We start from the raw sequence: 14,829 nt of genomic DNA on the forward strand, positions 1-14,829 counted from the left end.
ATGTTAAAACTCTTTTATTACAATTACTTGAAACAGTTAATCATTCGACTAAATGATAAATGGGTCATTGTTGTCTTGTGTTTTTTCTTCTGCTTTGTCTTTTGGTTTAGGTTTGCTATTTGATAACCAACTTAGCGAGTTAAGCTTTAAAACTCTCTTTATCCAGCTGGTGTTTCTTCATTTTTCGATAAAGCGTTTTACGGGGTAGATTCAGCTTACTTGAGACCTCATTGATATTTCCCGCGCTCTCTATCAAGGCTTCGGTCAGTACATTTCTCTCGTACTGCTCCATCTGCTTTTCAAAGGCGAAATCTTCCCCAGTCGATTCACAAATTGGCGATTGCAGATCAAAGCCATCGCCGACAATACCGAGTACAAATCGGTCGGCGACATTACGTAACTCACGCACGTTTCCTGGCCATTCGTGTCGACATAGTTGCTGAATCTGCTCAGGGTAAATCGTTGATGGGCGTGTCTTGTATTTGTGGCTCGCTTGAATCACAAAATGACGGAACAACACCTGAATGTCCTCTTTGCGTTGGCGCAGTGCCGGAAGGTTTAAACTAGCAATATTAAGACGATAGAAGAGATCAGCTCTGAACTCACCTGATTCACTCAGGCTCGCGAGATCGGCTTTGCTGGCCGCGACCACAACGATGTCGACGGGTATCAACTCATTACCGCCTACACGCTCAATCATTCGTTCTTGAATCACGCGCAGCAGTTTAATTTGCACCGCAATTGGCATACTTTCTATTTCATCAAGAAACAGAGTACCGCCATTGGCTTGTTCTATTTTGCCAATCCGTTTCTTGTTGGCACTGGTAAACGAGCCCGCTTCATGACCAAACAGCTCACTCTCAATAATGCTCTCTGTCATGCCACCACAGTTTATTGCGACAAACGGCTTTGCCTTACGACGGCTGAATTGATGCAGAGCTCGAGCTATTACCTCTTTGCCCGTTCCAGTCTCGCCGTTAATGATGGTGTCGACGCCAGTATGAGAGAGCGCAAGCACATGCTTACGTATGGTGTCCATCGCTTTGGATTGGCCGATAACTACAGATTCAATCGAAAGATCTGAGTCCTGATCGTCGTCTAACGTTGCAGGGCTGTTGTGCTGACACTGTGCCAACGCCAAGTCGAGCTTTTCTACCAACTCACTGGCATTGAGGGGTTTCTCCAGAAAGTCGAACGCACCCAACTTCATCGCCTCTATCGCCATAGGAATATCACCATGCCCGCTCATCAGTAATACCGGAACATTGGCTGCGCGATGTTGGATTGAGCTCAACAACGTAAGCCCGTCGACTTGTGGCATTCGCACATCACACAACACCACCGACTGACTGTTTGCTTTGAGGGATTTTAGGCCAAGGTTTGGGTCGGTAAAGCTAGTGACACGGAAACCCTCGAGTTCCAACATTTCACTCACGGCTTCAACAACGTCGGTTTCATCGTCGATAAGAACTATGTGTTTTTCTGCAGTCATGAGCCTGTGCCTTTTGGTAGAGTGACAATAAAAGTGGTGCCTTGGTGTTCAACCGATTCCACGTGAATCGAGCCGCCAAAGTCTTTAATTATGTTGTATGCGATAGACAAACCGAGCCCGAGCCCCTTACCGGTTGTCTTGCGGGTATAAAATGGGTCGAACAGATAAGGAATGTCCTCTTCGGGTATTCCTAATCCATTGTCCTTAACTGCAATTTGAATAGTGTTCGGATACTCTTGAGTGGAGATGCTGAGCAGGGGCCGCTCCCTGTGTTCAACGGCATCCAACGCATTGCTGATTAAATTCACCAGCACCTGCTCTAAGCGAATGCTGTTGGCTCGTACCATTTGATCGCTTTGTAGGGAATACTGAATTGACACCCTACTCTGCCGAGTTTCAAAGAGGTCGATCGCATCGCCAATCACCTTATCCACCTCGACGTTATCAATTTTGCCGTCACTCTTGCGTGAGAAGGCTTTCAAGTGGCGTGTAATCGCAGCCACTTTGTCTAATAAGATCTCGATCTTTTTCAGGTTCTCTTCTGCTCTGTCTGGTCTTTGCTTACCTAACCATAATTGAGCACTTCGAACGTGACTATTTACTGCGGTCAGAGGTTGATTGATCTCGTGAGTAATGCCGACACTTAACTGCCCCAACGCGGCCAGTTTTCCAGCTTGAATGAGCTCATCCTGAGTAACACGCAGCTTGGCCTCGGCCAAGGTGCGTTCTTCCACCTCAGCCTCCAATTTACGGTTGGTTTGCTTGACGACTTTGGCAGTGGTTTGAAATACCTTTAAGTACTTAGCCATTTGCGTCACTTCGTCTTTGCCACGAATCGCGACTTCGGTATCTAAATGACCCGTAGAAATCGCGAACATGTTGTCTTTAAGCTGTAATAACCTTTCCAAAATACTCTTGCGCACATAGAACCATGAGATAGCTGCAGCAGCTAACACACTAAAAAGAGAAAGAAAAAGTGACAAACGTTGGTTCGATTGCAAAGAGTGTTGCGCCTGCTGAATCGACTGATCAATATTGCGGTTCACTTGGCTAGTGTTACGTTCGATTTGTACCGTTAACTGATTCAAATGCTCACGGCTGTTTTGTAAGAAATATTGCTCTTGATAAAGATGGTCGAGCGCTTTGTTTTTCAGCCCATACAAGCTGCTATCACTTGAGGCCAGGTTGTAAATCACGGTAAGTTGATTGTCCAATGTTGGAAAATCACTTATTAGATCGCCACTTACCCAAAGCTGCCACCATTCTTCTCCAACCTGCTCAAGTCGTAAACTGGTGTAATCCAGCTCATTAAAGCTCGAGTCGTTATACAGTTTTTCTACCAAGCCTAATTGGTAGTACAGCAGGGACTTTAATTGCGTGAATTGAACCTGCTCTTTGGCTGAATCAGGCAAGCTATCGAGTGAATTACTGGCTTGCTGCAATAGCGGGTAAAAACCTTCGAGTAGATTTCGAAGTTCTTGGTTGAGCTGTTCAGATTCAATCTCACTTTGGTACAACAGACTGAGGCTATTGTTAACTTGAGCAATAAGATCTTTAAAATAGGAGTGATAATCCGGAAATTGCACCATAACGCTATTCATGACTGAAATAGCATCTTCAATTTTAAGCATCGCTTGTTTACGCTCTAAATTGGATTCCGCATCACTGAGTTGAGATGAGGTTGTGATAATGACACGCACCATGTCATTTAAGCGAGCTGCGTTATCTAAAGCGGGGATTTCACTCTCTTTTAGCTCAACAAGGCGTTGATTTAGTTTATCAAAGGTGAAACTGGAGACTACCGAGAGAAAGATGGTGGTCATCGATAGCATGGCTAACGCCAACACTAAACGCAGCTCTATGCCCTTCCAGCCAAACCACTTACGACGCGGAATCTTGATCGGAAATGGACGTTCAAAACTGTCCTTGTTATCTATCACCTTTGAGACACGACTACTCACTCGCCACACCTTCTTCTCATCAAAAACCAACAGTAAAGGTCAATGATTCAATTAGTTAGGTGGTTAGCCTGACTTAAAGCCGCTTCAAATAGTTTTAGCGAAACTATGAAAATATGAGCAATCATTAACATTTCACATAAAACACCATAACAATTATTTTATAAACCCTAGGTTGTCTGTTTTGAGAGAGAAGAAAGTGACTTCGCCGACAGAAACGTGATTACTCTATCAATACCTGTCGGAGGGCATTTTAGTTTGAGCACTTCCAATAAAGTCTGATCATTTATCATAGAGATTGAACGTATTGGACATATCACACGCAAAACGGTTTTGAATCTAAACTTTCAGACAAATTAGCAATAATGGAAAATCATTGAGTCTCGCAGTGTAGGACACTACCTATGTCGAAATAGGATGGATGTATAAATAATGCAGAACAACCATGCCAGGTTAGAGAAGGTAGTGAGGTATTTAGAATCTCACCTTGATCAGCCTATGGTAATAGAAGAGCTATTATCAAAATTTTACTTCTCTAAATACCATTTTCATCACTTGTTCCGAGCCTATTATGGCGAGGGGGTATATGCGATGCGTAAGCGCCTGCTTTTAGAGAGGGCTGCTCGAAGTATTGTTTATGGGGTTGAGAGCATGACTGAGATTGCTTTTTCTTGTGGCTATGAAAACCAAGCTTCTTTTAATAAGGCGATACGAAAGCAGTTCTCTTGTACACCATCGTATATTCGTCATCAAAAAACAGTTCCTGCCTTAAAAAAGCAACAACTCACTAGTTTTGAGGACATAAAGATGAATATAAACGTTGTCGATCGCAAGTCTACGGAAGTCCTGTATTCCAGAGGTAGTGGCAAATACAATGATGCTGCTGCAACCGCATGGGGGCAACTGATGCCATTTGTTTATTCTAATCGCTTAATTCAACCCGAGACAATAATGATAGGAATAAGCCATGACGACCCAAATATTACCCTTGTAGATAATATACGCTACGACGCATGTGCAACGATCGTTACTGAAATGGAATTACCTGAAGGTATCGAGCGCAAGACAATTTTGGGTGGCAAATATGCCAAGGCCTTGCACAAAGGTACTTACGAGAAACTCTCTGAAGCTTACAGCTATTTACTCTTAAAATGGCTACCAGACAGCGGGTTTGAACTGCGAGACCAACCATGCTTTGAGGTGTACCTGAATCGAGACCCAAGACGAACTAAACCTGAGAATTTGAAAACCGAAATCTATATTCCGATCAAGTAACTGAGAGAGCTTGCCTTGAGTCAGTCAATCACGTGTGAACACATGAGTCATGTCAATCACGGCTGGCTCATTTTTGCCCCGAAATTACTTGGATTAAATATTCTAAAAAGTTCATCGGGCGTGCGTTTTTCCTACTAAAAGTTATCCGAACTCAGCAAACCTCAAGTTATGCCACACAGAACAATCCAACCTATTCTCTGTTTTACTATCCTATTGATTTTATGTCGAAATCTAAAAAAAATCCGCATTCTATAACTATAAATACAGACACTAGCCGTATAGGGGGTATCTTTTCTCTCTATTGACACAACCCATGAGAGCAATGGGTTATGTGGAGTGGTAACGAAAGATGACATCATCTTTTGTCTTCGACATTTTCCTGTAGAATAGCGTTTACTATTAGTTACGCTGACGGGAGGAATACAATATGAATACATTTGACGTTGAAGTTCCCTCTACCTGTTATTCTCAACCTCGTCAGACTCAAGCTGTCGCGATATACCTCCCCTGCAATTTATAACCTGAATCATATTGTTCAGTGCTTTATAGCTCTGAGCTACTAAGACGTTTTCTATATTACTTGGTTATTATTGGAGGGGTTATGTCCCTTTTTGTCGCCTCCCAAATATTGGTTGGTTTAGCTGCGCTATTCGACATCGTATCGTTTCAGTTTCAAAATCGTACTCTGCTTTTGTCTGCTTTATGTGTATCGGCATTATTGATTGCAGCGCATTTCGCCCTACTTAACGAGTGGACGGCTGCATGTTTGTTGGTAATAGGCGCATGCCGATACTTGGCTGGTATCTTCATCTCAAACCCTAAAATAAAGTGGTTATTCTACTTCGTTACATTGTTGGGTACTGTTTTGACTTTCAGTGGTTTAACAAGTGTTTTGAGTTGTACAGCGTCGCTATTGCATACCAAAGCTTCGTTTAGTTCCAATGACAAACTAATGCGTTGGTTGATGGTTATTGGAACGGGAGTGTGGAGTGTACATGATATTATAGTCGGCTCGCCAGTAGCGGTACTCATTGATGTTTTGTTTATAATAAGCAGCGCCATTGGGTACTATAAGGCAAGATCATTATAAATTTGAACTTTTCCTAATTTAAGGGATCAGATCTGGTAACTATTATCCATTTAGAGTCTTTTCCATGTCTGATTCGTTTCTAGAGCATTTCGAAAACATCGTTGACCCTCGCATTGAACGATGTAAAAAACACCAACTCTTAGATATTCTTTTACTTGCTATTAGTGCGGTGATTTCTGGCGCGGAGGGCTGGGAGGACATCGAAGATTTCGGCCATAATCGTTTAGATTGGCTTCGTAAATACCGTCCATTCCTCAATGGCATCCCTCGTCACGATACAATTGCAAGAGTTATCACCAAACTCAGAGCAGATGAGATTGAGCAAGCGTTTCAGTCGTGGATGAAGACGCTAGTTCAAACGACAGGCACTGATATCATTGCCGTAGATGGCAAAACAGCACGCCACTCTTTCGATACTCGCGGAAGAAAAAATCCGCTTCATTCGGTGAGTGCGTGGAGTTGCTCCAACCAACTTGTTTTTAGGTCAGGCCGCCGTTGACGATAAAAGCAATGAAATAACCGCTATTCCTAAATTGTTAACCTTACTTGATATAGAGAACTGCATCATCACACTCGATGCGATGGGTTGTCAGCGCAAGATTGCCAAACAAATAGTTCAAAGCAAAGCGGACTATGTCTTGGCCCTAAAAGGGAATCACTCAACGATGCAGGCAGAGCTAGAAGCTTGGTGGCATAAGGCGTGTCGAGAGCAATTCACCGAGAAGAACTATGCTCAACACACGGATGTAGACGCAGGACATGGTCGAATCGAGACGCGACACTGTGAGCACCTTGTGGTTGATAAAGAATGGCTGACTAAACAATATCAGTGGGAGGGACTTAGAAGCATTATTAAAATCACTTCTGAGGTCGAGCACTCCATAACATGCAAGGTTAGCAAAGAGACTCGTTGGTATATCAGTTCACTGGAATTAGATGCAGAACAAGCACTTAAAGCTGTCCGTGGTCATTGGCAAGTAGAGAGTATGCACTGGATGTTAGACATGACCTTCAGAGAAGATGAATGCCGAATTAGAAAAGGAAATGGTGCGTTGGCTTTTAATGCGTTAAGGAAAATAGCCCTCAACTTGTTTAAGTTTGATACAACCCAAAAGATGAGTATGGCTCGAAAGAAAAAGAATGCAGCACTGAATGATGAATACCGCTCAGTGCTTTTAGAGTCTGCGGTTAAAATGCGCTAGCCTTATTGGGTACTACCGAATACATATCAAAAGTCCATGCATTCAAAGTTGGGTTTTGGTTTTCATGCTAATATGTGCGAAATTAGCGTCACGAAAACAGAAATATAAAAGCGTTTAAGGTTTCAAGATACTTTTCCTAATCTGAACGAAACGATTTAGAACTATACATCTAAATCGTTTTTGTCCAAAAATTCGCATTGCCTACCTAAACGACTATTTCGGATTATCTGATGTGCAAGTTTGCTATATGTGAGATTGCACTTTGACGTCGCGTGAAAAAAGTCCATTCTAATGACTAGTATCAATTGTTATGAGTTGTCTTTGAGCACCTCTTAAGTGCCCAATTTAGACATAACACAAATCCTATATCGTAAAGAGAGGCTTTAAATGTGTCGTTGGCTTGCTTATCAGGGAGTGCCTATTTACCTAGATGAAGTTATTTATGTTCCTGAACACTCACTAATCAATCAGAGTCTAGAAGCGAGAAAAGGGACCACTCGAATCAACGCCGATGGATTCGGTTTGGGTTGGTATACGCAACGTGATACACCCGGTCAATTTCGTGAAGTAATGCCTGCTTGGGGGGATGATAACCTTCGTTCTCTAGCCCATCATATTTCTTCTCACCGATTTATGGCTCATATCCGTTCCTCTACTGGTTCAGTGGTATCGCGCTCCAATTGCCATCCTTTTATTGTAGATAATTGGATGTTCATGCATAACGGACAGATCGATGAATTCGAAAAATTGCGTTTCCAACTCGAGCGCTTGTTGCCTGAATCACTTTATCACTATCGACTAGGTACAACTGATAGTGAGCTTATTTTTCTGCTGATGATAAAAAATGGTCTGTTTAGTGATGCAAATACAGCCATTATCTCGACGATTAAAGAAATAGAAATGGTGAAAAAGAACAAGTCTATATTGTCGCCATTTAAGGCATCTATCTGTTTATCAGATGGTGAGCAATTTTGGGTGGTACGATACTGTAGCGACGCAGAACCACCAACTATCTATATCAAAGCTGAAGGTATAAACGTTAGTATTGCATCTGAACCTCTCGAAAAAAGCAATGACTGGAAACTCCTTAGACCGCAGACTATTACTCGTATCCATGATTCGGAGTTAACCACAGAGCAAATACAACTAGAGGGTTAACGCTTTAATCTGCATCACCATACTGAACGCTAAGCCACCTTAAAGAATGATCATCCCATCTCGATAAGTCAGCGCTGGCGACACGTCTTGACCAAGTAATACAGGGCCGTCGAGATCGACAATTTCAGATTGCACTGCGATCGGCAGAGCTGCACGCATGGCCAGTGAGGTACCAAGCATACAGCCCGACATCAGAGTAAATCCGAGCCTTTGCGCTTCTTCGGCAAGTGCTAATGCTTCTGTCAAACCACCGGTTTTATCAAGCTTGATGTTGACCATTTCATACTTGCCCAACAACGAAGACAGTTGGGAACTGGTATGGCAGCTTTCATCAGCACACAGTGGAATTGGATGCTTGATGTGTGCCAGTGAGGCATCATGCTGTTGTGGTAAAGGTTGCTCGATCATCGCGATATCAAACTCAGTCAGCTGATTAAACAGCTCTTCGAGATTCAATCCAGTCCAAGCTTCATTAGCATCCAGTACAATTTTCACTTCGGGAGCAGCTTCTCGGACAGCGCGTACACGATCTACTACTTGCTCACCATCAAGCTTCACTTTTAGAAGTTTCGCACCATTCGCCACATAATCTCGAGCTTGTATTGCCATCGCTTCTGGTGTGCCAATCGAGACTGTCATAGCAGTAACAATCTGCGTTGGTAACTCGAACAAGTTGTTTGGAAAGATCTGTTCGTTCTGCTGCGCTTGATAATCCCAAAGCGCACAATCGATAGCGTTACGCGCAGCTCCTCCAGTCAATGAAGACTGAAGATGGTCTCGTAACTCTTCAGGATCGGTCATACCACGTTCAAAGGCCATTTCAAGAGAGCTAGCAGCTTGTTGAATTTGCGCCAACACAGACTCGGATGACTCACCATAACGCGGGTAAGGTGTGCACTCGCCTTGCGCTTGTTTGCCATTATGCTCAATGTAAACGCGAACAACATGACACTCTGTTCGGCTGCCTCGAGAGATGCGAAAAGGCGTTTGCATCGCGATAGTAATAGGTTCTGCAGTAATCTTCATAATTTCACTCGGTTGATGTTCGCTTTAACAAATGGAAACGTAGAAATGATGAAATCGTTAAAGTGAATGTCGCAAATGATCAGTAATATGTTGTACACCAAATCGCACCGGATCCGTCACTGGTACTTGATAAAGTGTGGTCCATTCTTGGCACAATGCCTCTGCCTCTTCAATGCTAATCGCCGATGTGTTCAGGCAGATACCCACCAGTTTCACATCTGGATTAGTCAGTCGCGCCGCTTGCAAATTAGCGTCAATCGTTTGTTCTATCGTTGGTAATTTTGCGTGCGGTAGGTTGCGGATATGTGGTCGCCCTACTTCATGACATAACACCAAAGCATCAGCTTGTGCGCCATGCAACAAACCCAAACTCACGCCTGCAAAAGACGGATTAAACAAAGAGCCCTGCCCTTCAATGATGTCCCATTCGTGGTCGGTAAATTCAGGGCTGATAGCTTCAACCGCTCCAGAAATGAAATCCGCAACCACAGCATCAATCGAAATCCCGCAGCCTTCAATCAAGATGCCAGTCTGTCCTGTCGCTTTAAACTGAGCAGATATTCCCGCTTCTTTAAGCGATTTTTCAATCGCCAGTGCAGAAAACATCTTGCCTACCGAGCAGTCGGTTCCGACCGTAAGAAGGCGTTTTCCTTGACGAGGTTTACCGTTACCAACGTTTAGATCACCATCAAAATGGCGTACATCATGAAGCTTAGTCAATCCTCGCTGTTGCATGTCAGCAAGCGGTGAGAATTCACTCAAGCGCTGGTGCATGCCGGATGCAATCTCAAATCCCATTTCTGCAGCTGCCAGTATGGTTGGTTGCCATGACTCAGGAATAACGCCACCCGGGTTTGCAGTGCCAATCACTAGCGTTTTCGCACCCTGCGCTTGTGCCTGTTGCAAAGTCAGATCCATCAAACCAAGAGAAACTGTCTGTTCTGTTAAACGTAACTGGCCAAGGCAGATTTCTGGTCGCCACTGATGAATACCACGAGCTGTTTTTGCGGCCAGTGGGTCAGTAACATCCCCAAGAAAAAGAAGGTAAGGTTGAGCGATAGACATGAGCATTCCTAATTAATAAGTCCTTGTATGGATTTACTTTAATTAAGAACTTAGAAGCTGCCGAATACCTATTTATGGCGAGCCTATAACCTTAAGTTATAGGCTGAGTATGGCTCTTCAATGAAGTAATCAATTGCTTAACGGAAATCGACTGAGGGGTGTGCTCTGCGCAAAGCATCGAGACCGAAAATTGGATGTCTGGTTGAAGTGGCAACACACAGACTGCATCGTCATTTTGATATTGCTCTGCCGTCCACGGATCCACAATCGCAAACCCCGCTTGGTGCTTAACCAGTTCCGCCGCCGCGCTGTATCCACGTACCGATATCGGATGGTGATAATGCTCATCTCGCGCAATAAGGCTTTGATGTAATAGGAGGCCTAATGGATCGCGGCTATCAAGCCCGATGATTGGTAAGGGATACTTGATCAGGTCATCAAGGGTTAATTCAGTCGGTAACTGTTCAACAGTGTGGGATGGAACCAGAACCTTGAGTGATTCAGTTAAGAGTGTTTCACTTAATATCGCCGGCGGTGCTTCATCGCCAAACGCGATAGCAATATCGAGCTCATGCTTTAATAGCCCAGCACAAAGTTCATCACGGTTAGCAGTCAACAACTCAAAAGAGAGCTCTTGTTCACGAGACATTTGGGCTATTACCGGAGTCAGCAATTTGGTCGCCAATATCGGCGGCGCACCAATACGTAGATGCTGATGGCCTTGCTTCACTTTATTAGTCAAAGAACGAAATTGACCCAGTTGTTGGTAGACCTTCTCCGCTTCCGGTAACAAGGTTTTCGCTTCAACCGTTGGCACCAATCGCCCTTTGACACGCTCGAACAAGCCAAACCCCAACTGCTGCTCAGTGTGCGCCAAAATACGCGTCACATTAGGCTGGGACACATGCAAGCTGCGTGCAGCTCCAGATACGGTTCCGGTCTGCATAATGGCGTAAAAGACTTCCAGTTGTCTCAGGTTCAAATTGATGTCCTTTGGTTCACCGAACAGGTTTAGGGCTTGGATTCTGTTGTATTAACTAAACTGTCTATCTATCAACTTAGCTATCTAGATGGGTTTATTTTAGTAACTCAGCTATCGCAGGTTGAAGAACCTCAGCCCAAGCTGGGTAAGCTTTAGCATTCAAATGCAAGTCATCACATGAGTGCTCATTCGACAGAAGCTTGTTAGGTGACAATACTGAATTCACATCTAAGAACGCAATACCTTGTTGAGTGCAGTACTCGCTTATTTTGCGATTGAGCTGTTCCACCGAGGGGTTCAAGCTTTGCAGTTTAGACCCTACATAAAGCGTTGATTGCACCAATATTCGAATATCGTTTTCTTGCCACACCTTAAGCATATCAACGTAGTTCTGGTAGATATGTTCGACATCGTAACCTTGCGCTAAATCGTTTATCCCTGCCATAAAACACACCAGCTTTGGCTTCACGTTTAACGTGGTATCAATGCGGCGTAACATGCCGGTTGTGGTATCCCCCGCTAAGCCGCGATTGACCATAGAAACATCACGGAAAATATCCGCCCACGGAGCCCATTCAGTGATCGAGTCACCAAACAAGACTAAGTCTGCACTTGGAGAAAAATGACGATGATTATCTGATGTCATGATGTAACGGCTCATGCTGTGGCCTCGTTGCTGAATCTCTGACTGAAGAGCAACTGCCTTGAGGATTTCACTGTCAGGTGTGGTGCTATCGAATTGAGCCAGTAACCCTTCGATGTGAGGCTTAAAAGGGCTGAGACGAGTGCTCAATTGATGATGTTCTTTAAGGGAAGATAGCCTCTCTAACAATACGTACAGAGAGCGATTTTGACCAACTTCTTGGAATAACTGATAGAGATCGAGAACAGGGTATTGTTGTAGCGCGGCAAGTAATTGCTTGTCTTCCATGGTGTTATCTAACCCTTCAATTATCTGATGATGAACTCAAGATAATATCCGATTGCGTACGGGATAGATAACACTAGAAGTAGAGATTTACTTTTCTTTGATTAGCAGGTGATTACGGTTATCACGGCTTTTCTTAATCAGCTCGTTGCTCTCATCCATTTCATCAGATTTAGCAAGACGATCGTAAAGTAGCACATTCACTGTTGCGGCTAAGTTCATGCAACCCACCGTTGGAACGTACACCACGTGATCCGCTCTGTCAGCAACATTTTGAGAAATCGAACCGTCTTCAGGGCCGAAGATATAGATAGCATTTTCTGGATGTTTAAAACGCGGCAGTGGTGTTGCTCCTTCTGCTAGTTCTACACAAACGATCTTTGTATCTGGATCAAGATTGTCTAAAAACGACTCAACACCGGTTAACGGGATGGTACGCGCAGCACTCTTGGTATCGGTGTGAAATTTCGCGGCTTTTTCGTAGCGTTGCCCTGTGTATTTAACTTCGTCGACTTGGTAACAACCAGCCGCGCGCATAACAGCACCAACGTTTGTCGGGCTCTTTGGGTTAGTTAAACCAATAGTCACATGGCTTTTGTTCATGAATCTTTCTCACTTAACGAATAGACATAGCAGGGTGCTACAAAGCGTCGCATTCTAACAAAGCAGCGTCGATTTCAAAAGCATCGATACAAACTCACTTTTTCGCTCTTAAGCCTCTAATTGCAAGGCTTCTCACCTTAAAAACTTAACCGTCATCATATTTATAAAACAAAAACACTCTAGGGTAACAATTAAACAACAAGCCCATTTACATTTTGAAACCACATTAATAATGTGTTGAAAATTGCATGAGACAATCACACAGGAAGCGTGACATGACCCTAACCATCAAAAACCGCCTTTATATCCTCTCTTTCATTCCACTGCTACTGATGGCAATCGGGATGATGAGTGTGACGTATATGAAGAGCACTGAGCTAACCGCACAACAAGTAGAATCGACGCGTAGCAATATGATGGCGATGAAAGAAAAGGAACTCAAAGCGTATCTGCAAATGGCTCAATCTTCTATCAGCCCGTTCTTGGAAAGAGGTGCAACATTAGAAGAGGCCTTGCCAACCTTAAGAACACTCGAGTATGGCGAATCTGGTTACATCTTTGGTTACGACTCTAAAGGTGTGAGAGTGGTAGTCGGACAAAATACGGATGGCATTGGGAAAAACTACTACGACCTGCAAGACAACAAAGGCAATTACCTGATTCGTGACCTCATCAAGAACTCAAAGCTTGGCGAATTCACCACCTACTACTTTCCTAAACTTGGTCAATCTGAAGCCCTACCAAAACTCAGCTATTCAATATTCATCCCACAATGGGATTTGATGCTTGGTACCGGTTTTTATACTGACGACATTGATGCTGTCATTGCAGAAATGAAAAAGAGCTCGAACGCTGCGCTGCAAAGCTCACTGACTGCCATCGCTATTTTCTGCGGATTGATTGCCCTTGTTGTCGCAGCGTTTGCTGTTGCTGTGAACCGCACCATTATGAAGCCACTTGAGCAGTTTGACCGTTCAATCAGCGCATTCGCAAGTGGTGAAGCCGACTTAACCGCCCGAATGGAAACCTTCAAAGCGCCCGAGTTCACTAAGCTCAGTGAAAACTTCAATGCCTTTGTTGCCAGCCTGCAAACCATCATTCGCAGCGTCAGTGATGTCGGTCAGCAAGTCGTAGCCGAGACATCTAGCATGTCTTCTCGCGCCGCTCAGGTCGACGAAATTGCTACAGGCCAACGTGAAGAGACAGAACAAGTTGCAACGGCGATGACTGAGATGACCACAACGGCGCAAGAAATCTCTAGCAACGCAAGCCAAGCCGCTGATTCCGCTAAACTTGCAGAGGGCAACGCCAAAGAAGCACAACAGATCGTAAACGCAGCTGCAGATTCGGTTGCAGGCCTAGCGAGCGAAGTTTCAGAAGCCAACACCGTAGTATCACGATTAGAAGGCGATGTGCAGAACATCTCCTCTTCACTGGCAGTTATCCAAGATATTGCCGAGCAAACTAACCTACTTGCATTGAATGCCGCGATTGAAGCTGCGCGTGCAGGTGAACAAGGTCGTGGTTTTGCAGTGGTAGCTGATGAGGTACGTAAACTGGCAAGCCGAACTCAAGAGAGCACGGGCGATATTCATAAGATGATTGAGCAACTAAAAGCCGCTTCAGACGCCGCTGTAAAAGCGATGGACTCAAGCCAAAATCGCAGTGCTCAAACCGTGGAAGAAGCAAACGCTGCCGCCGCTGCACTGGCGAAGATCCAAGAATCGATAGATACCATCATGGACATGAACTCGCTTATTGCTACGGCAACAGAACAGCAGAATATTGTCGGCCAAGAGATATCTCAACGCATTGTAGTGATTTCAGACCAAAGCTCACAATCGGCGGCACTAGCAAATCAAAACCGCACCGGTAGCCAAAACCTCAACAGTCGTGCAAATGAGCTGTATCATTTAGTGGATCGCTTCACTGTCTAATGTCGAGTAAGTGAACGCTACTCAACGTTCAAAGCTATCATCATTAAAAGTAAACGGGCTTCAGAATATCTATTCTGAAGCCCGTTTTTTTATCGTTGGTGGCTTTAGATCAT

11 protein-coding genes and 1 pseudogene are annotated in these 14,829 nt (G+C 44.1%); 5 read left to right on the forward strand and 7 right to left on the reverse strand.

From position 1 onward, the window contains the following. Positions 1-139 precede the first annotated feature (139 nt). A complete protein-coding gene (locus tag BCU34_RS14815; protein WP_102478400.1) occupies positions 140-1,492 on the reverse strand; it encodes a sigma-54-dependent transcriptional regulator in 1,353 nt (450 codons plus the stop codon). Further along, positions 1,489-3,462, reverse strand: a complete 1,974-nt coding sequence (locus tag BCU34_RS14820; RefSeq protein ID WP_102478399.1) for an ATP-binding protein — start codon at positions 3,460-3,462, stop codon at positions 1,489-1,491. The genes BCU34_RS14815 and BCU34_RS14820 overlap by 4 nt, the downstream gene beginning before the upstream one ends. A gap of 420 nt (positions 3,463-3,882) precedes the next feature. On the opposite strand from BCU34_RS14820, the gene BCU34_RS14825 reads away from it, so the two are divergent. From BCU34_RS14825 to BCU34_RS14840, 4 genes and pseudogenes are all read left to right on the forward strand, one after another. Beyond that, positions 3,883-4,725 (forward strand): AraC family transcriptional regulator, encoded by an 843-nt coding sequence (locus BCU34_RS14825; RefSeq protein WP_102478398.1) that lies wholly within the window; start codon positions 3,883-3,885, stop codon positions 4,723-4,725. A 601-nt stretch (positions 4,726-5,326) separates the two neighbouring features. Next, positions 5,327-5,815 carry a YgjV family protein gene (locus BCU34_RS14830; RefSeq protein ID WP_102478397.1) on the forward strand — a complete coding sequence of 163 codons (489 nt, stop codon included), beginning with the start codon at positions 5,327-5,329 and terminating at the stop codon, positions 5,813-5,815. Between the two features lie 64 nt (positions 5,816-5,879). Next, positions 5,880-7,017 (forward strand): annotated as a pseudogene (locus tag BCU34_RS14835) (ISAs1 family transposase). Positions 7,018-7,404: 387 nt separating this feature from the next. Further along, positions 7,405-8,175, forward strand: coding sequence for a class II glutamine amidotransferase (locus BCU34_RS14840; protein WP_102478535.1), 771 nt, complete (start codon positions 7,405-7,407; stop codon positions 8,173-8,175). A gap of 39 nt (positions 8,176-8,214) precedes the next feature. Here BCU34_RS14840 and dgcA read toward each other — a convergent pair whose 3' ends face one another. The 5 genes from dgcA to BCU34_RS14865 form a co-directional block, all read right to left on the reverse strand. Further along, positions 8,215-9,201, reverse strand: a complete 987-nt coding sequence (gene dgcA, locus BCU34_RS14845) for an N-acetyl-D-Glu racemase DgcA (RefSeq protein WP_102478534.1) — start codon at positions 9,199-9,201, stop codon at positions 8,215-8,217. A 57-nt stretch (positions 9,202-9,258) separates the two neighbouring features. Next, a complete protein-coding gene (gene dgcN, locus BCU34_RS14850) occupies positions 9,259-10,266 on the reverse strand; it encodes an N-acetyltransferase DgcN (RefSeq protein WP_102478533.1) in 1,008 nt (335 codons plus the stop codon). A gap of 91 nt (positions 10,267-10,357) precedes the next feature. Further along, positions 10,358-11,248, reverse strand: coding sequence for a LysR family transcriptional regulator (locus tag BCU34_RS14855; protein ID WP_102478532.1), 891 nt, complete (start codon positions 11,246-11,248; stop codon positions 10,358-10,360). A 94-nt stretch (positions 11,249-11,342) separates the two neighbouring features. Then, a complete protein-coding gene (locus BCU34_RS14860; RefSeq protein ID WP_102478531.1) occupies positions 11,343-12,179 on the reverse strand; it encodes an SGNH/GDSL hydrolase family protein in 837 nt (278 codons plus the stop codon). Positions 12,180-12,266: 87 nt separating this feature from the next. Beyond that, positions 12,267-12,779, reverse strand: a complete 513-nt coding sequence (locus tag BCU34_RS14865; protein ID WP_102478530.1) for an RNA methyltransferase — start codon at positions 12,777-12,779, stop codon at positions 12,267-12,269. A gap of 275 nt (positions 12,780-13,054) precedes the next feature. Between BCU34_RS14865 and BCU34_RS14870 the strand changes: the two genes are divergently transcribed. After that, positions 13,055-14,716, forward strand: a complete 1,662-nt coding sequence (locus BCU34_RS14870) for a methyl-accepting chemotaxis protein (protein WP_102478529.1) — start codon at positions 13,055-13,057, stop codon at positions 14,714-14,716. Positions 14,717-14,829 lie beyond the last annotated feature (113 nt).

The sequence above is a fragment of the Vibrio sp. 10N.286.45.E10 genome, assembly GCF_002874195.2.
Taxonomy (GTDB): Bacteria; Pseudomonadota; Gammaproteobacteria; order Enterobacterales; family Vibrionaceae; genus Vibrio; species Vibrio crassostreae.